Source organism: Microbacterium sp. B35-30, assembly GCF_010634855.1.
GTDB lineage: Bacteria > Actinomycetota > Actinomycetes > Actinomycetales > Microbacteriaceae > Microbacterium.
The window spans coordinates 1-17,467 of the sequence record NZ_MWLQ01000035.1 but is presented as its reverse complement, the minus strand read 5'-3'; the positions used below and the strand labels follow the sequence as shown (position 1 = coordinate 17,467).

The following is a 17,467-nucleotide window of genomic DNA, read 5'->3' as shown; positions in this document are numbered from 1 at the left end:
CTCAGGAGACCTGCACCTCACCCGCGTAAACTCCTCCCAGCGCGGTGCGCGGTGACGGACAAAATCCGGTCCGCGCATCCGGCGCTGATTCATCGATAGGTAGGCGGCCAATCCATGGCTTCATTCATCTTCCGGCGATTGATCGCATCCGTGCTGGTGCTCTTCGCCGCCACTTTCCTGATGTACATCCTCACGGCGCTCTCGGGCGATCCGCTGCAGGACATCAAGGAGAGCAGCGCTCCCAACAAGGCCGAGCTCATCGAAGCTCGCACCAAGCTCCTCAACCTCGACGTCCCGCCGCCGCTGCGCTACTTCCTGTGGCTCGGCGCCCTCTTCCGCGGCGACTTCGGGGTCAGCATCCAGAACCAGCAGGTCAATGCGCTCCTGGGCAATGCGCTCGCGTCGACGCTGACGCTTGTCACCACCGCCACGGTCGTCGCCATCATCCTCGGTATCTCGGTCGGCATCCTCTCGGCGCTGCGCCAGTACACCGGCTTCGACTACGGCGTGACGCTCATCGCCTTCCTGTTCTTCTCGCTCCCCGTGTTCTGGGTCGCGGTGCTGCTGAAGCAGTACGGCGCGATCCGGCTCAATGACTGGCTCGGCGAGCCGACGATCTCCATACCCGTGATCATCGGCATTTCGCTCGGCGCGGGTCTCATCTGGATGTCGCTCATCGGCGGCAGATGGCGTCGCCGCCTGATCGTCTTCGGCCTCTCGGCCGTCGCCACGGGCGCGGTACTCGCGGTGCTGTCTGCGACGCAGTGGTTCGCCGACCCGAACATCGGCATCTTCGTCTTCGGCTTCCTCGCCGTGGGCATCGCGTTGGGCGTCACCGCCATCTCCACGGGCCTGCGCAACCGCAATGCGGTGTACGCCTCGCTCATCGTGGCCGTCATCGGCATCGCGCTGTACATGCCGATGCAGAACTACATCCTCAACAACATGACGCTCCCGGTCTTCCTCGGGCTGGCCGTGCTGGCGGTCGTCGTCAGCGGTGCCGTCGGCTGGTTCATGGGTGCACCTGATCGCGCACCCGTGGTCCGCACGACGGCGATCGTCGGCCTGCTCGTCGCTGCGTTGATCGCTCTCGACAAGTACATGTCGTACTGGGAGGTCTACTCGAACTCCAGCAAGATCCGCGGGCGGCCGATCGCCACCGTCGGGGCGTCGACCCCGGGACTCGGCGGAAACTTCTGGGTGCAGGGAATCGACCTGTTCACCCACCTGCTGCTCCCGACGATCGCGATCATCCTCATCTCGTTCGCCAGCTACACCCGCTACTCGCGGGCCAGCCTGCTCGAGGTCATGAACCAGGACTACATCCGCACGGCGCGCGCGAAGGGCCTCACCCAGCGCACGGTCGTGGTTCGCCACGCGTTCCGCAACGCGCTGATCCCGATCACGACGATCATCGCCTTCGACGTCGGCGCGATCATCGGCGGGGCGGTGGTCACCGAGACGGTCTTCGGCTGGACCGGCATGGGCCGCCTGTTCGTCGCCGGACTCGGTGCGCACGACCCGAACCCCGTCATGGCGTTCTTCGTCGTGACCGGCACGATCGCCGTCCTCTTCAACCTCATCGCGGACCTCGTCTACGCGGCGCTCGACCCCAGAATCAAGGTGGGCTGACATGAACACCTCCATCACCGAGCAGCCCGGGACCGAAACCCAGGCTGTCGCCGAGATCTCCATCGAGCAGAAGGAGACCGAGGGCCTCAGCCAGGGTCAGATCGTCCGCCGCCGGTTCTTCCGGCACCGCGGTGCGATGGTCTCGGGTGCTGTGCTGATCCTCATCATCCTGCTCGCCTTCACGTCGGTGGGCGTCAACCTGTGGGGTCTTCGGATCCCCGGGTGGTGGCCGTACTCGTGGGACGAGATCGCCCCCAAGATCAACAACGGTGTTCCGACGCTGTCGCTGTGGCCGTTCCAGATCGGCGAGCACCCGTTCGGTCAGGACGAGGTGGGCCGCGACATCTTCGCGGTCGTCATGCGCGGTGCGCAGCAGTCGATCATGGTGATGGTGATCGCGGGCGTGCTCGCGACGACCATCGGTGTGGTCATCGGCGCGGCCGCGGGTTACTTCGGCAAGTGGCGTGACAGCGTGCTGATGCGCTTCACCGATGTCATCATCACGATCCCGCTCATCGTCATCGGCTCGGTGCTCGGCAACGCGTTCGGAAGCCTGGGCGCCGCGGTGCTCGGTGTGGTGATCGGCATGTTCGCCTGGACGACGATGGCCCGCCTCGTGCGTGGCGAGTTCCTGACGCTGCGCGAGCGGGAGTTCGTCGACGCCGCGCGCGTCTCAGGCGCGCGTGACCGCCGCATCATCTTCCGGCACATCCTCCCGAACGCCGTCGGCGTCATCGTCGTGAACGCGACGCTGCTGATGGCGGCGGCGATCCTCCTCGAGTCGGCGCTGAGCTACCTCGGGTTCGGCGTGCAGTCGCCCGACACGTCGCTCGGCAAGATCGTGTCGGACAACCAGGCGGCGTTCTCCACCCGCCCGTGGCTGTTCTGGTGGCCTGGCGTCTTCATCATCATGATCGCGCTCTGCGTCAACTTCATCGGCGACGGCCTGCGCGACGCGTTCGACCCGCGCCAGAAGAAGAAGCCGAGCGAGCGTGCCATGGCCCGTGCCGCTCGCGGCAAGGGCCCGGTGCCGGTCCTCGTCGACACCACCGCCTCCACCGACGCGCCGTCGGTGACCGTGGCCGGCGAAGCGGTGTACACCGGCGACGTCGTGAACTATCACGACCCCCGCCCCGAAGAGCCGGGCGACGTGCAGCACAAGCCGTTCGACCCGGAGCGGTGACGGTGCTGCTGTCAGACCAGCAGACTGATCGCGGCGGCTACGCCCAGCGCCGCGATCAGGACGATGGTCGCCCAGTGCCACGTCGTGGTCGACGCCTCGGGGTCGACGCCGCTGGCGAAGGCTCCCGCGCCGCGCAGCTGCTCCCAGCGGCCACGGATCAGCTGGGCGAGGTTGCCGCTCATCGTCGTGACGGCATCGGCGGGCCGCAGCTCGCCGGCGCCGCCGCGGGCGGTTTCGCCGATTCCTTCGAAATCGCCGGGCGCGAGGCCCAATGTGCGGTGACGGCCAGGCGCCGGCGCCGCCCACACTCCGATCCGCCCCGCAGCGGTGTGGAGGGTGAGCGAGAAGCGCGTGTCGATCGACTCGATCGAGGGCCACGGCACGAAATGCGTGCGCAGCACGTTCTCGACCGTGATCCCGTGCTCCTCGACCCGCAGACCCGGGCGCCAGAACAGCGCCCACGCCAGGGCGGCCACGAAGACGAGCGGCCACATGTACCGCACCGCCGAGGCGGGATCCGACCAGAACAGCGCGGCGATTCCGAGGCCGCACATGACGATGGTCACGACAGCGAGGACACGGCTGAAGACGGGCCGGTAGACGACCTCCTGGAACGACATGACCTCAAGCTTTGCAGATGGGACATCACGAATGACTGACACGACGGGCACGGACGCCGGTATCGCGGCGTCGCGGGACGCCGTTCCGGAGACGATCCTCGAGGTCAACAACCTCGGCGTCGAGTTCTGGGTCGAGGGCCAGTTCTACCCGGCCGCGATCGACATGAACTACGAGGTGCGCCGCGGCGAGGTCCTCGCCATCGTCGGTGAGTCGGGCTCCGGCAAGAGCACGAGCTCGATGTCGCTGCTCGGCCTCCTTCCCGAGAACTCGCGCGTCACCGGATCGATCAAGCTGCTCGGCCGCGAACTGCGCGGGGTGGATGACGCGACGCTCCGCTCGCTGCGCGGAAGAGAGATCGCGGTCATCTTCCAGGAGCCGATGACGGCGCTGAACCCGGTCTACACGATCGGGTTCCAGATCATGGAGGCGCTCCGCTCCCACGATCGCTCGATGACCCCCTCCGAGGCCAAGGCGCAAGCGATCGAGCTGCTGAGCATGGTCGAGATGCCGAACCCGGTGCAGTCCTTCAACAAGTACCCGCACCAGCTGTCCGGCGGTCAGCGGCAGCGCGCGATGATCGCGCAGTCCATCTCGGGCGACCCGCTCCTGCTCATCGCCGACGAGCCCACCACGGCGCTCGACGTGACGGTGCAGGCAGAGGTCCTGGATCTGCTGCGCAACCTCCACAAGCGACTGGACTCGGCGATCATCCTCATCACGCACGACATGGGCGTGGTGGCCGACCTCGCGGACCGCATCATGGTGATGAAGGAGGGCGTCGTCGTCGAGTCCGGCACGGTGGATCAGATCTTCCACGCGCCGAAGCACGAATACACCCAGCAGCTGCTGGCATCGGTCCCGCACCTCGGTCTCGGCGTGCTCGAGACGTCGCCCGCCATCCCCGAGGTCGTGGTCGCAGCGGAGGCCCTCACGTCCGTCTCGTTGATCCGTGAGCGGGCCAGCGAGGCTGCGGAGATCATCGAGACGCGCACGCCGGTGCTCGCGTTCGAGGACGTCGCGATCGACTATCCCAAGCGCGGCCGCATCCCCGCGTTCCGCGCGGCCGAGCACATCGACCTGGCGATCTACCCGGGGGAGATCGTCGGTCTCGTCGGCGAGTCGGGTTCGGGCAAGACCACGCTCGGGCGCGCGGCGATCGGCCTGCTGCCGATCGCGGAGGGCAAGCTCACCACGGTCGGCGCAGACATCTCCGACGCTTCGCAGAAGGATCTGTTCGCGATCCGCCGCCGCACCGGCATCGTCTTCCAGGACCCGGCGTCCTCGCTCAACCCGCGCATGCCCATCGGCCAGTCGATCGGCGAGCCGATCCTGCTGGCCGGCCTCGCCAAGGGGAAGGCGCTCGACAAGCGCGTCGAGGAGCTGCTGGCGCAAGTCGAGCTGCCTCGGTCGTACCGCAACCGCTTCCCGCACGAGCTGTCCGGCGGTCAGCGGCAGCGCGTCGGCATCGCCCGTGCCCTGGCACTCGCTCCCGAGCTGCTCGTCGCCGACGAGCCGACCTCGGCGCTCGACGTGTCAGTGCAGGCGCGGTTCCTCGACCTGCTCCAGGAGCTGCAGCAGGAGCTGCAGTTCGCCTGCCTCTTCATCAGCCACGACCTCGCCGTGGTCGACATCCTGGCCCATCGCATCGCGGTGATGCACCACGGGAAGCTGGTGGAGGCCGGCACCCGGGACGAGATCCTCCGCGGCGCGAAGGACCCGTACACGCAGCGCCTCATCGCTGCGGTTCCGGTGCCGGATCCCGAAGAGCAGCGGGTGCGCCGCGAAGCGCGTGCGGCGCTCCTGGCCGCGGGCCTGGAGGGCTGACGAGAGCGCCGAAAGGCGACACACAGGAGCGCCCAATAGAATGGGGATGCCGGCACTCCGGCATCCCCATTCTCTTTCAAGGATTCCCTCATGGCGCGCGCCCTCCGTCCGGACCTCCGCAACGTGGCTATCGTCGCTCACGTCGACCACGGCAAGACCACCCTCGTCGACGCGATGCTGCGCCAGACCGGCTCGTTCGGCTCTCACGAGCACATGGAAGAGCGCGCGATGGACTCGAACGACCTCGAGCGCGAAAAGGGCATCACGATCCTCGCGAAGAACACCGCGATCACCTACAAGGGCGTCCACACCGAAGTGCCCGTGACGATCAACGTGATCGACACCCCGGGTCACGCCGACTTCGGCGGCGAGGTCGAGCGCGGACTGTCGATGGTCGACGGCGTCGTGCTGCTGGTCGACGCGAGCGAGGGTCCGCTGCCGCAGACCCGCTTCGTGCTGCGCAAGGCGCTCGAGGCGAAGCTGCCCGTCATCCTGCTGGTCAACAAGACCGACCGCCCCGACGCGCGCATCCCCGAGGTCGAAGAGGAGGCGCACGACCTGCTGCTCGGCCTGGCATCGGACCTCGTCGACGACGTGCCCGACCTCGACGTCGACGCGCTGCTGGACGTTCCCGTCGTCTACGCCTCGGGCCGCGCCGGCGCCGCCTCGCGCAACCGCCCCGACAACGGCACGCTGCCCGACAACGACGACCTCGAGCCGCTGTTCGAGGCCATCCTCCAGCACGTCCCGGCCCCGTCCTATGACGACGACGCGCCCCTGCAGGCGTGGGTCACAAACCTCGACTCGAGCCCGTTCCTCGGTCGCCTGGCGCTCCTGCGCGTCTTCAACGGCACGCTCAAGAAGGGCCAGACCGTCGCCTGGGTGCGCTCGGACGGCAGCACCAGCAACGCCCGCATCACCGAGCTGCTCAAGACGCGCGCACTCGACCGCTACCCGGCGGAGAGCGCCGGCCCCGGTGACATCGTCGCCATCGCCGGATTCGAAGACATCACGATCGGCGAGACGATCGCCGACCCCGACGACGTGCGTCCGCTGCCGGCCATCACGGTCGACGACCCTGCCATCTCGATGACGATCGGCACCAACACCTCGCCGCTGGTCGGCAAGGTCAAGGGCCACAAGCTGACGGCTCGCATGGTGAAGGACCGCCTCTACCGCGAGCTCATCGGCAATGTGTCGCTGAAGGTGCTCGACATCGGCCGCCCCGACGCGTGGGAGGTGCAGGGCCGCGGTGAGCTGGCGCTGGCGATCCTCGTCGAGAACATGCGCCGCGAGGGCTTCGAGCTGACCGTCGGCAAGCCGCAGGTGGTCACGAAGAAGATCGACGGCAAGACGTACGAGCCGTTCGAGCACCTGACGATCGATGCCCCCGAGGAGTACCTCGGCGCGATCACGCAGCTGCTCGCCGCGCGCAAGGGCCGCATGGACAACATGACGAACCACGGCACCGGCTGGGTTCGCATGGAGTTCATCGTGCCGTCGCGCGGTCTCATCGGCTTCCGCACCGAGTTCCTCACCACGACGCGCGGCACGGGCATCGCTAATGCGATCTCGCACGGCTACGAGCCGTGGGCGGGCCACATCGTCACGCGCCAGAACGGCTCGATCGTCGCCGACCGCTCGGGTGTCGTCACCCCGTTCGCGATCATCGCGCTGCAGGAGCGCATGTCGTTCTTCGTCCAGCCCACGCAGGAGGTCTACGAGGGCATGGTCATCGGCGAGAACTCGCGCGCCGACGACATGGACGTCAACATCACCAAGGAGAAGAAGCTCACCAACATGCGCTCCTCGACCTCGGACTCGTTCGAGTCGATGACGCCGCCGCGTCAGCTGTCGCTCGAAGAGAGCCTCGAGTTCGCGCGCGACGACGAATGCGTCGAGGTCACGCCCGAGATGGTGCGCATCCGCAAGGTGAATCTCGACGCGACCGAGCGCGCCCGTGCGACGGCGCGCCTGAAGCGCCAGGACGCCAACGCCTGACGCGCGCCCCGCGTCCGTCCAGGAACGCCGAAAGGGTACATCTCCCCACGTGTGTGGCGGAGATGTACCCTTTCGCGATTCTCAGCGCGCCCGGACGGTCACCGTCACCGGCTTCGCGGCGGTGGCTCCGGCGGCGTTGGACAGGACCGCGGTGAACTCGTACGTGCCGGAGGGCAGCTCGCCGACGGTGGTGACCGCGTGCTGGGCGCCCGGCGTCGCCGCGACGAGCGGCTGCCGGTCGATCTCCACGCCGTCCTGGAACAGCACGTACTCGGTCGCGTTGGTGCCCCACCACAGATCGGCTGTGATCGACACGACGCCCGTGCGTGCGCCCGAGGCGGTGAGCACCGCTCGGCCGGGAGCGGCATCCGTCACCGTCACGGTATGCGTCCGCGACGAGGCCTCGCCGTGGGGATTGAGTGCGACGACCGTGTACTCGTAGGTGCCGTCGACGCGCCCCGCGATGTCGAACGCGGCGTGCTGCGCGGCGGGTGAGGCGCCGTCGATCCACTGCGCGTCGACGAGTGCGCCGTTCTCGTACAGCTTCACGACGGTCGCGTTCTGCCCCCACCAGAGGTCGGCCAGTATCCGGTAGTCGCCGTCGCGCAGCCCGGTGTCGCGGCCGTTGTCGTCCGAGACGGCGAAGGCTGCGGGTGCGGCGGTTGCGACAGGCGATCCGGACGACAGGATGCCGGCACCCGCGCCCGCGCGGACGATCGCTGCCACGTCGGCGACGGCGTCGAGTGCGTAGGGGTAGGCGTCGGCGGGGTCCCACCGGACGTCGGGGGAGAGCGGGGTCGCGGCCGTCGCGTTGTACGCCGCCAGCACGTCGGTCGGCTCGCCGTTCACGAGCGTGTCGCTCGCGCGGAGCTCCGTTCCGCCCCATCCGGCGATGATGCGCGAGACGCTCGACGGATCGACGAGCTCGACCGCGTTGGACTCGGCGACGATGCTGCTCTCTCTGCCCGCGCCCCAGAAGTACTGGAAGAACGCGTGATCCGGCGACGAGGCGGCGGTGGTGACATCCGTCTGCTCGTAGAGGTTGTTGTAGACGTGCACATCGCCGAACCGCACGCGCGGAGCGCGCTGACCGATGTCGGTCCAGCGGTTGTGGTGCTGCGTGACGCGGTGCTGGCCGCGGTCCTGCGTGCGCGAGTCGGACGAGCCGATGATGTCGGTCTTGTCGTGATGCTGGAACCAGTTCCACGACATCGTGACGAGGTCCGACCCGTGCGTCACGTCGAGCAGACCGTCGTGCACCTCGAACGGCCGGCCGTACACCGTGTCGAGGCTCGACGCGGGGTGGTCGCCGTCGTCGAACGTGTTGTGATCGACCCAGACGCTCGTGGACGTCCACACCGAGAGGTTGTCGTACGCCGAGTTCCAGTTGCCGCCGGAGTCGCCGGCATCCCATTGCGGGAAGCAGTCGTAGGCGTCCGACAGCGTCAGGTTGCGGACGATCACGTTGCGGGCATCGCGGATGCGCAGGGATGCCCCGACCACGCGCGCGTCGTCGCCGACGCCGACGAGGGTCACGTTCGAGCCGATGTGCTGCAGCGTGAGCCGGGCCTGCAGCGCGGCGGCCTCGACACGGGCCTGCTCGAGCGGGCCGGACGGGTCGACGCCCGGGCCGAACGCCGCGATGTAGTCGTCCATGTCGAATTGCGCGCCGGAGCCCGCGACCGTCACCTGGGAGGCGATGTCGTCGCAGGTGACACGAGTGCCGTCGGCGCGCAGCCAGGGATCGAGCGTGCCCGTCACATAAACGATCCTCGGCACCTGGTTGTAGCGCGCATCGTTCTGCGAGCCGCCGGGTACTCCCGCGAGGGCGTCGCGCAGCTCCTGCCAGTCGTCGACGACGTACACCTCGGCCGGACCGGCGGCTGTGCCGCCGGTGACGGGCTCGGCGAGGCGCTGGACGCGCTCCGGATAGGTTGGCCCCGACCACGAAGCCCACCCGTCGCCCGGCGCGATCACCTCGTGCCCGAGATCCACGGCGGGGGCGGGCGCGGGGTCGGCTGCCGATGCGGCTGCAGGCAGCGCCACCACGGGCGCTGCGGCCAGGGCCAGCGCGGTCGCCACGCCGATGCCGGCGGCCAGCGATCGCCGAGGTGTGCGGATGCGCCGCGCGGGCGTGTCGGTGGGCGTGGGCAGCGTCGTTCTCATGGGACTCCTTCGTCCGCGGCAGAATCCGTGATGAGAACGGGTGGTGGCACCCACAAGCGAGGAAGCGTTTTCTGCGTGTGTCCCCAGCATGCTCGCGTGGGCCGGAAAGCGCAATCCTCGACCTGTGCGCATCCGATCTTCGTCCGGACTCGTCGCTAGCATGGCGACGTGACTCTCGATCCTCGTTTCGACGACGCGCACGGCGCCGGCGAAGCCAGACGGGCGGTGCGAGAGGGCCTCGGGGTCGCCATCGCGACCAGCGCTTACGGCATCTCGTTCGGGGCGCTCGCCGTCGCGTCCGGCCTCGACGTCTGGCAGACGTGCGTTCTGAGCCTCGTGATGTTCACCGGGGGTTCGCAGTTCGCGTTCGTCGGGATCGTCGGCGCCGGGGGACTGGCCGCGGCGCCGGCGGCGATCGCCTCGGCGGCGCTCCTCGGGATCCGCAACGTCGCGTACGGCATCCGCATGTCGCCCGTGATCGGCGCGGGTTTCTGGCGCCGCACCGCCGCCGCGCAGTTCACGATCGACGAGTCGACCGCCGTCTCGCTCGCGCAGCGCACGTCGCGGGCGCGCACGCTCGGATTCTGGGTCACGGGCATCGGCATCTACATCGGCTGGAACCTGTCGACCCTCGCGGGCGCGCTGCTCGGCGACGTGCTGGGCGACCCGCGGGCGTACGGGCTGGACGCCGCCGCGGCGGCCGCGTTCCTCGCTCTGCTGTGGCCGCGGCTGCGGTCGCGCCAGCCCATCGTGGTGGGCATCGCGGCGGCCGTGGTGGCGACGGTGCTGACGCCGGTGCTGATGCCCGGGATCCCGGTGATCGTCGCGGCGGCCGTCGCGATCCTCGTCGGCTGGACGAACTGGCTCGGCAAGGACGACGGAGTGGATGCCGAGCCCGACGACGTGGCGGAGCGGGAGGGTCTGCCGTGACCATGTGGACTGCTGTGCTCGTGGCCTCGATCGTGTGCGCGGCTCTCAAGACCGTCGGCTACCTCATCCCCGCCCGCTGGGTCGAGGCGCCGACGCCGCTGCGGATCGCCGATCTGCTGACGGTGGCGCTGCTCGCCGCTCTGGTCGCGGTGCAGACCCTGGGCGCCGGTCAGGCCGTGGTGGTCGACGCCCGCGTCCCGGCGGTGCTCGTGGCGGCCGGCCTGCTGCTCCTGCGCGCGCCGTTCCTGGTCGTGGTGATGGCTGCGGCGCTCGTGGCGGCGCTGCTGCGGCTCTGGGGCTGGGCCGCGTAAGCCACACGAGCCCGGGCGCCGCCGGGCATGCCGTCCGGGCACGCCGACCTGGTCGGTAGCATCGAGTCATGCGTTCCTCCGTCCCCGCCCGCATCGGCAGCTGGATCGTCGCGCTGCTCGTCGGGCTGGTGTACGGCGTCGCCGGCACCGTCGCGCACTCATACGAGCTCGGCTGGTTCCCGCTCGGCCTCGTCCTCGCGGTGATCGGATCGGGAGCGCTGCTGCTGGCGGTCCGTCTCCTCACCTCAGACCGGTGGGCGACCCTCGCGACCGGCGGCGGCATGATGATCTCGACGCTGGTGTTCTCGGGGAGCGGCCCCGGCGGCTCGGTGGTCGTACCGCAGACCGGTCTGGCGGTGTTCTGGACCTTCGCCGTGCCGATTCTCGTGGCACTCGCCGTCGCCTGGCCGGATCGGACGCTCGCCGCCGACTGAGCGGACGACGAGCGACGAGCGACGACGGTGCGCCGGTAGACTGATCGCGTGACGTACGTGATCGCCCTTCCCTGTGTGGACGTCAAGGACCGCGCCTGCATCGATGAGTGTCCCGTGGACTGCATCTACGAGGGCGACCGATCGCTGTACATCCACCCCGACGAATGCGTCGACTGCGGCGCCTGCGAACCGGTCTGCCCGGTCGAGGCGATCTACTACGAAGACGACCTGCCCGACGAGTGGCAGGACTACTACAAGGCCAACGTCGAGTTCTTCGACGACATCGGCTCCCCGGGCGGCGCGGCCAAGGTGGGTGTCATCCACAAGGACCACCCGATCATCGAGGCGCTCCCGCCCCAGGAACACTGACGTGGGGGTCGCCGACCTCGCGGACTACCCCTGGGACGCCGTCGCACCCTACGCGGCACGCGCCCGCTCGCACCCCGACGGCATCGTGGACCTGTCCATCGGCTCCCCGGTCGACCCGACGCCTGAGGTCGTCGCCGACGCGCTGCGCGCGGCGACCGACGCCCACGCCTATCCGCAGACCGTCGGCACGCCGTCGCTGCGCAGTGCGATCGCAGCCTGGTTCGACCGGCGCCGCGGGGTGCCAGGGCTGACGTCCGACGACGTGCTCCCCACCGTCGGCTCGAAGGAGCTCGTCGCCCTGCTCCCGCTGCTGCTGGGCCTCGGACCGGGCGACATCGTCGTCCATCCCCGCGCGGCCTACCCCACGTACGAGGTCGGTGCGCGACTCGTCGGCGCCACGCCGGTCGCGTCCGACGACCCGGCGGAATGGCCGGTGGGCACCAGCCTGGCGTGGGTGAACTCGCCCGGCAATCCCGACGGACGCGTGCTCGACGTGGGCGCGCTGCGTGCCGCGGTCGACCGGGCCAGGGAGCTCGGCGCGGTGCTCGCGTCCGACGAGTGCTACGCCGAACTCGGGTGGGACGCACCCTGGGACCGGGACCCGGTGCCCTCGGTGCTGGATCCCCGGGTGACGGACGGCGACCTGCGCGGCATCCTGTCGGTGTACTCGCTGAGCAAGCAGTCGAATCTCGCCGGCTACCGCGCCGCATTCCTCGCCGGTGATCGGGCCGTGGTGGCCCGCCTGCTCACGGCGCGCAAGCATCTCGGCCTGATGCTGCCGCTGCCGGTGCAGGCGGCGATGGTGGCCGCCCTCGAGGACGACGCGCATGTCGCCGCGCAGAAGGAGCTCTACCGTCGCCGGCGCGAGGCGCTGCGGCCCGCGGTCGAAGCGGCGGGCTTCCGCATCGACGCGAGCGAGGCCGGGCTGTACCTGTGGGCGACGGAGGGCCGCGACGCGTGGGAGAGCCTCGGCCGGCTGGCCGACCTCGGCATCCTCGCCGGCCCCGGTCACTTCTACGGCGTGCACTTCCCGCAGCACGTCCGGCTGTCGATCACCGCGACCGACGACCGCATCGCTGCGGCCGCAGAACGCCTGCGGGCGGCATCCGTTGTCCCTCGCTGAGGATTCCTCCATCGGATGCCGGGTCCCTTTGGCCGTGTCAACAGTAGGCGCGGCGGCGCACTAGGCTGTAGGAACGCGGCGACGCGGCATGCCCGTCCCGCCCCTCCGTTCTGACGCAGACCGCCCCACGGTGACGCTCAGGACCGGACGACACCCCCGGTACGACCAGAAATCGCGAGGAGGCGCCGTGAGCGACGCGGGCACCCACCAGGAGAAGGCCACCCTCACGATCGGTGATACGTCCGCCGAGTTCCCGCTGCTGCGGGGCACCGACGGCTCGCCGAGCGTGGACCTCTCCACCCTCACCCGCCAGACCGGCTACACGGCTCTCGACTACGGCTTCGTGAACACCGCGGCGACCAAGTCCGCGATCACCTACATCGACGGTGACCAGGGCGTGCTGCGCTACCGCGGCTATCCGATCGAGCAGCTGGCGAAGAACAGCACGTATCTCGAGGTCGCGTGGCTGCTCATCTACGGCGAGCTGCCCACGGCCGACCAGCTGGGGGAGTTCGACGAGAAGATCCGTCGCCACACGCTCCTGCACGAAGACCTCAAGCGGTTCTTCTCGGCGCTGCCGCACACCGCGCACCCGATGTCGGTGCTCTCCTCGGCCGTCTCGGCGCTGTCGACGTACTACGAGCACCAGTCCGACCCCAACAATCCCGAGCACGTCGAACTGAACACGATCCGCATGCTGGCGAAGCTGCCGGTCATCGCGGCCTACGCGCACAAGAAGAGCATCGGCCAGGCGTTCCTGTACCCCGACAACTCGCTCGGCTTCGTCGACAACTTCCTCAAGCTGAACTTCGGCGTGCTGTCCGAGGTGTACCAGGTCGACCCGGTGATGTCACGCGCGCTGGAGCGCCTGCTGATCCTGCACGAGGATCACGAGCAGAACGCCTCCACCTCGACCGTGCGACTGGTGGGATCCACTGGCGCCAACCAGTTCTCGTCCATCTCGGCCGGCATCAACGCGCTCTACGGACCGCTCCACGGCGGCGCGAACGAAGCCGTGCTCGACATGCTGGCGCGCATCCGCGACTCGGGTGAGAGCGTGCAGCGCTTCGTCGAGCGCGTGAAGAACAAGGAAGACGGCGTGAAGCTCATGGGCTTCGGGCATCGCGTCTACAAGAACTACGACCCGCGCGCCAAGCTGGTGAAGGAATCGGCCGACGAGGTGCTGACCGCGCTCGGCGTCAGCGACCCCCTGCTCGATCTCGCGAAGGAGCTCGAGGAGATCGCGCTCAACGACGCGTACTTCCAGGATCGGCGCCTGTACCCGAACGTCGACTTCTACACCGGCGTGATCTACAAGGCGATGGGCTTCCCGACGCGGATGTTCACCGTGCTCTTCGCGATCGGCCGCCTGCCCGGCTGGCTGGCGCAGTGGCGCGAGGCTGCGGGCGACCCGCAGACCAAGATCGGCCGCCCGCAGCAGCTGTACATCGGCGCCGAGGAGCGGAACTACCCCGGTCTCTCCTGACCCCGTCTGGGTCGATGAGCGCGTCGCGCGTGTGATCGACGACAGAGATGACGGATGCCGCGCCCCTCGGGGCCGCGGCATCCGTCGTTCGGGTCACACGGCGATCAGGCGACCTCGGCAAGTGTCGCGGGCTCGTCCGCACGCTCCTCGTCGGAGGGTGTGGTCGCGGCATCCGTCGATCGACGCGGCCGGACGACCAGCACGATGACCGCAGCGACCACGGCGCCGGCGGCGAGCGTCAGCCACGCGACGGCGTACCCGTCGACGGCGGGGGAGCTTCCCGGAGCGACCGAGCCGAACACGATCGCGGTCGTGAAGGCCGAGCCGATCGCCGATCCGATCGTGCGCAGGTTGGCGTTGACGCCCGTCGCGATGCCGGTGCGGTCCGCCGGAACGCTCTCGACGATGATGCTCGCGGTGGAGGCGTACGCGAGCCCGATGCCGAGTCCGAAGACGCCGCCCGCGATGGCGAGGGTCAGGACCGTCTCGTGGTCGAAGACGGCGAACACCACGCCGCCCGCCATGAGCAGCGCGCCGAGCGCCATCATGAGCCGGAGCGGGATGACGCGTGCGATCGCACCCGTGGCGAAGCCGACGCTCGACATGCCGATGAGGAGCGGGAGCATTGCGAGTCCCGCGGCCTGCACGCCGAGCCCGAGACCCCACCCCGAGTCGGCGGGCGTCTCGAGGAACTGGGGAAGGTAGCCCCAGAACCCGAAGGCGGCAGCACCGATGAGGAGTGCGGCTGCGTTGACCGGCCAGATGGCGCGAGTCGCCATCAGGCGCAGGTCCACGAGGGGGTTGTCGGAGCGCAGCTCCGCGACGACCCAGGCGATGACCAGCGCCGCTGCCGCCGCGAACATGCCCAGCGTGAGCGGTGAGGCCCAGCCCCAGCGGGCACCCGAGCTGAGCGGGACCAGCAGGGCGATGAGCCACCCCGAGAGCAGGACTGCCGAGACGACATTGACGCTTCCGGTGGCGCGAAGCCCTGCCGGCGGAACGAGCATCGCGGTCAGTGCGATGCCGGCCACGGCGGCGACGAACGGCACGGCGAAGATGCCCTGCCACCCCAGCAGTTCGGCGAGGGGGCCGGCGAGCACGCTGCCCGCCGCACCGCCGATGCCGATGATCGCGCTCGTAGCGCCGATGGCGCCGGTGAGCTGGTGGCGGGGCATCACATCGCGCAGCAGGCCGAAGGCGAGCGGGAACAGCGCACCGCCGATCCCCTGCAGCACGCGGGCGAGGATCAGGATCTGCAGGTTCGGCGCGAACGACGCCACGATGTCGCCGATTGCGACGACGCCGAGGACGGCGAGGAAGGTGTTGCGGCGGCCGCGCAGGTCGCCGATCCGGCCGAGGAGGGGAGTGGCCACCGCGGCGGCGATGAGCCACGACGTGTTGGTCCAGGATGCCGCATCCGCCGTCACGTCGAAGTCGGCGGCTATCAAGGGGATGACGGGGATGACGAGGTTCTGCAGCAGCGCGAGCGAGGCGACGCTGAGGGCGATCGCCGCGAACGCTGCGCGAGGGGTGAAGGGGATGGTGGGCATCGACGGGCCTTCCGATGGGTGCGGATCCGATGAATGCGGAGTAAAGTGGAGGTAGGTCTCCGAACGGAGGAAGCCTCCGCTTTCAGATTAGCGGAGGATGCCTCCGTTTCGCAATCACAACTTCGCATTCGGATTGCACCCGTCTCGGCGGGCGCCAGCCATCATCACCACGGGAGGTCGTCGGAATGTCGGTCGTCGAGCGGGTATCCGCGTTGGATGCGCGCCGTCCCCAGCGCGCCGACGCCGCGCGCAACTTCGACGCTCTGGTCGCCGCCGGGCGCGAGGCGTTCGCCGAGGAGGGCTCCGGCGCTTCTCTCGAAGACATCGCCCGCCGCGCCGGTGTCGGCATCGGCACCCTCTACCGAAACTTCCCGACCCGCGACGATCTGATCGAGACGCTCTACCTCGGCGAAGTCGACGCCCTCGCTCGCGCCGCCGATGAGGTCGCCGACCTCGAGCCCTGGGACGCGCTGCGCGCCTGGCTCGATCGGTTCGTGACATATGTCGGCACGAAGCACGCGCTGCTGGACGGACTGAACCGCCGGTCTCCGGTGCTCGCCGAGTGCCGGACGATCATGCTGTCGGCTGGTGAGCCGCTGCTCAAGCGCGCGCAGGCTGCCGGCGACGTCGATCCCGACATCTCCATCGGCGACGTGGTGAAGCTCGTGTCAGGAGTCGCTGCCGTCGCATCGTTCGACGACGAGGCTCAGCGGCAGCGGGTGCTCAACCTGGCGATCAACGCGATCCGCCGCTGATAGGTACGGCCGGCCGCATGCCCGGCGTCGGCGATGCGGCCCGCCGGCCGATGTCAGGCGTGCAGCGCCTCGTTGAGTGTGACTCCGACGCCCGCACGCCGGACCGCCTCGACGGCACCCGTCAGCGAGTTGCGCCGGAACAGCAATCCGGCCCGGCCCGACAGCTCGGCACCCTTGACCGTCGTGGGAGAGCCGTCCGCGCGACGCGGCTCGTCGGGGAGCACGACCTTGGTGCCGGCGGTGACGTAGAGGCCCGCCTCGACCACGCAGTCGTCGCCGAGTGAGATCCCGATGCCGGCGTTCGCGCCGAGCAGCGTGCGCGCGCCGACCGACACCTTGTGCGATCCTCCGCCGGACAGGGTGCCCATGATCGACGCGCCGCCGCCGATGTCGCTGCCGTCGCCGACGACGACGCCCTGCGAGATGCGGCCCTCGACCATGCTCTGGCCGAGCGTGCCGGCGTTGAAGTTGACGAAGCCTTCGTGCATGACCGTCGTGCCCGGAGAGAGGTACGCGCCCAGGCGCACGCGCGAGGCGTCGGCGATCCGCACCCCCGGGGGCGTGACGTAGTCGAGCAGGCGCGGGAACTTGTCGAGGCCCTGCACCTGGATCCCGTCGCGCGCGAGATACGGGCGGAGCCGGGTCAGCGTGTCGGGATGAATCGGACCTGCGGTGGTCCAGGCGACATTCGGCAGGTGCGCGAAGACGCCGTCGAGATTCACGTCGTTGGGACGCACCAGCAGGTGCGAGAGCGCGTGAAGGCGCAGATACGCATCCGGCGTGGAGGAGGGCGGGGCGTCGAGGTCGGCCTCTACCGCCACCACGTCCACGGTGACGGCGCGACGGGGGTCGGCCACCGCGAGGTGGTCGAGCTGATCGGGCGCCAGCTGCGGGTCGAACCCGAGCGGGATCCGTCCCGCGGCGGGGGAGGGAAACCACGTGTCGAGCACGGTTCCGTCTTCGGCGGTCGTCGCGAGGCCCACGCCCCACACCCATCGTTCTTCGCTCATGCTTCCACGCTAGCGCGGTCGGCCGGGACCGTCTTCCGCGTGTTTCCGGGGGCGTGGGGGTGCGACACGCCC

15 protein-coding genes are annotated in these 17,467 nt (G+C 69.4%); 11 read left to right on the top strand and 4 right to left on the bottom strand.

Features of this window, described 5'->3' with window-relative positions; all coding sequences use genetic code 11:
- The first annotated feature begins 114 nt into the window (after window positions 1–114).
- Both B2K11_RS17280 and B2K11_RS17275 read left to right on the top strand, forming a co-directional pair.
- A complete protein-coding gene (locus tag B2K11_RS17280) occupies window positions 115–1,632 on the top strand; it encodes an ABC transporter permease (protein ID WP_163620147.1) in 1,518 nt (505 codons plus the stop codon).
- A gap of 1 nt (window position 1,633) precedes the next feature.
- Window positions 1,634–2,815: an ABC transporter permease gene (locus tag B2K11_RS17275; protein WP_163620145.1), complete on the top strand. Its 1,182-nt coding sequence runs from the start codon at window positions 1,634–1,636 to the stop codon at window positions 2,813–2,815.
- An 11-nt stretch (window positions 2,816–2,826) separates the two neighbouring features.
- Here the strand turns inward: B2K11_RS17275 and B2K11_RS17270 are convergent, their stop codons facing one another.
- Window positions 2,827–3,435: a PH domain-containing protein gene (locus B2K11_RS17270; protein ID WP_163620143.1), complete on the bottom strand. Its 609-nt coding sequence runs from the start codon at window positions 3,433–3,435 to the stop codon at window positions 2,827–2,829.
- A gap of 31 nt (window positions 3,436–3,466) precedes the next feature.
- Here B2K11_RS17270 and B2K11_RS17265 point away from each other — a divergent pair, with 31 nt between their 5' ends.
- Together B2K11_RS17265 and typA are read left to right on the top strand one after the other, a co-directional pair.
- Window positions 3,467–5,260: an ABC transporter ATP-binding protein gene (locus B2K11_RS17265; protein WP_163620141.1), complete on the top strand. Its 1,794-nt coding sequence runs from the start codon at window positions 3,467–3,469 to the stop codon at window positions 5,258–5,260.
- Window positions 5,261–5,350: 90 nt separating this feature from the next.
- Window positions 5,351–7,261 carry a translational GTPase TypA gene (typA, locus tag B2K11_RS17260; protein WP_163620139.1) on the top strand — a complete coding sequence of 637 codons (1,911 nt, stop codon included), beginning with the start codon at window positions 5,351–5,353 and terminating at the stop codon, window positions 7,259–7,261.
- Window positions 7,262–7,342: 81 nt separating this feature from the next.
- Here the strand turns inward: typA and B2K11_RS17255 are convergent, their stop codons facing one another.
- Window positions 7,343–9,427, bottom strand: coding sequence for a hypothetical protein (locus B2K11_RS17255; protein ID WP_163620137.1), 2,085 nt, complete (start codon window positions 9,425–9,427; stop codon window positions 7,343–7,345).
- A gap of 168 nt (window positions 9,428–9,595) precedes the next feature.
- On the opposite strand from B2K11_RS17255, the gene B2K11_RS17250 reads away from it, so the two are divergent.
- The 6 genes from B2K11_RS17250 to B2K11_RS17225 all read left to right on the top strand — a co-directional run bounded on the left by B2K11_RS17250 (window position 9,596) and on the right by B2K11_RS17225 (window position 14,080).
- Window positions 9,596–10,357 (top strand): AzlC family ABC transporter permease, encoded by a 762-nt coding sequence (locus B2K11_RS17250; protein WP_163620135.1) that lies wholly within the window; start codon window positions 9,596–9,598, stop codon window positions 10,355–10,357.
- Window positions 10,354–10,668: an AzlD domain-containing protein gene (locus B2K11_RS17245; RefSeq protein WP_163620133.1), complete on the top strand. Its 315-nt coding sequence runs from the start codon at window positions 10,354–10,356 to the stop codon at window positions 10,666–10,668. The genes B2K11_RS17250 and B2K11_RS17245 overlap by 4 nt, the downstream gene beginning before the upstream one ends.
- A 68-nt stretch (window positions 10,669–10,736) precedes the next feature.
- Window positions 10,737–11,102 carry a DUF6113 family protein gene (locus tag B2K11_RS17240; protein ID WP_163620131.1) on the top strand — a complete coding sequence of 122 codons (366 nt, stop codon included), beginning with the start codon at window positions 10,737–10,739 and terminating at the stop codon, window positions 11,100–11,102.
- 48 nt (window positions 11,103–11,150) lie between these two features.
- Entirely contained in the window at window positions 11,151–11,471 is a 321-nt protein-coding gene (gene fdxA, locus B2K11_RS17235; RefSeq protein WP_018170155.1) for a ferredoxin, read from the top strand.
- A 1-nt stretch (window position 11,472) separates the two neighbouring features.
- Window positions 11,473–12,594: a succinyldiaminopimelate transaminase gene (gene dapC, locus B2K11_RS17230; protein ID WP_163620129.1), complete on the top strand. Its 1,122-nt coding sequence runs from the start codon at window positions 11,473–11,475 to the stop codon at window positions 12,592–12,594.
- A gap of 187 nt (window positions 12,595–12,781) precedes the next feature.
- Window positions 12,782–14,080: a citrate synthase gene (locus B2K11_RS17225; protein WP_163620127.1), complete on the top strand. Its 1,299-nt coding sequence runs from the start codon at window positions 12,782–12,784 to the stop codon at window positions 14,078–14,080.
- 104 nt (window positions 14,081–14,184) lie between these two features.
- Here B2K11_RS17225 and B2K11_RS17220 read toward each other — a convergent pair whose 3' ends face one another.
- On the bottom strand, window positions 14,185–15,630 hold the full coding sequence (locus B2K11_RS17220) for an MFS transporter (protein WP_163620125.1): 1,446 nt from the start codon (window positions 15,628–15,630) through the stop codon (window positions 14,185–14,187).
- Between the two features lie 185 nt (window positions 15,631–15,815).
- Between B2K11_RS17220 and B2K11_RS17215 the strand changes: the two genes are divergently transcribed.
- Window positions 15,816–16,385 (top strand): TetR/AcrR family transcriptional regulator, encoded by a 570-nt coding sequence (locus B2K11_RS17215; protein ID WP_163620123.1) that lies wholly within the window; start codon window positions 15,816–15,818, stop codon window positions 16,383–16,385.
- Window positions 16,386–16,438: 53 nt separating this feature from the next.
- On the opposite strand, the gene dapD is transcribed toward B2K11_RS17215, so the two are convergent.
- Complete coding sequence (gene dapD, locus B2K11_RS17210) at window positions 16,439–17,395, bottom strand: 2,3,4,5-tetrahydropyridine-2,6-dicarboxylate N-succinyltransferase (protein WP_163620121.1); 957 nt, start codon at window positions 17,393–17,395, stop codon at window positions 16,439–16,441.
- Window positions 17,396–17,467 lie beyond the last annotated feature (72 nt).

Excerpts from the sequence above, each read along its gene's own strand:
- B2K11_RS17280 (WP_163620147.1), top strand. The coding sequence starts at position 115 with ATGGCTTCATTCATCTTCCGGCGATTGATCGCATCCGTGCTGGTGCTC.
- B2K11_RS17275 (WP_163620145.1), top strand. The coding sequence starts at position 1,634 with ATGAACACCTCCATCACCGAGCAGCCCGGGACCGAAACCCAGGCTGTC.
- B2K11_RS17270 (WP_163620143.1), bottom strand. The coding sequence starts at position 3,435 with ATGTCGTTCCAGGAGGTCGTCTACCGGCCCGTCTTCAGCCGTGTCCTC.
- B2K11_RS17265 (WP_163620141.1), top strand. The coding sequence starts at position 3,467 with ATGACTGACACGACGGGCACGGACGCCGGTATCGCGGCGTCGCGGGAC.
- typA (WP_163620139.1), top strand. The coding sequence starts at position 5,351 with ATGGCGCGCGCCCTCCGTCCGGACCTCCGCAACGTGGCTATCGTCGCT.
- B2K11_RS17255 (WP_163620137.1), bottom strand. The coding sequence starts at position 9,427 with ATGAGAACGACGCTGCCCACGCCCACCGACACGCCCGCGCGGCGCATC.
- B2K11_RS17240 (WP_163620131.1), top strand. The coding sequence starts at position 10,737 with ATGCGTTCCTCCGTCCCCGCCCGCATCGGCAGCTGGATCGTCGCGCTG.
- B2K11_RS17220 (WP_163620125.1), bottom strand. The coding sequence starts at position 15,630 with ATGCCCACCATCCCCTTCACCCCTCGCGCAGCGTTCGCGGCGATCGCC.
- B2K11_RS17215 (WP_163620123.1), top strand. The coding sequence starts at position 15,816 with ATGTCGGTCGTCGAGCGGGTATCCGCGTTGGATGCGCGCCGTCCCCAG.
- dapD (WP_163620121.1), bottom strand. The coding sequence starts at position 17,395 with ATGAGCGAAGAACGATGGGTGTGGGGCGTGGGCCTCGCGACGACCGCC.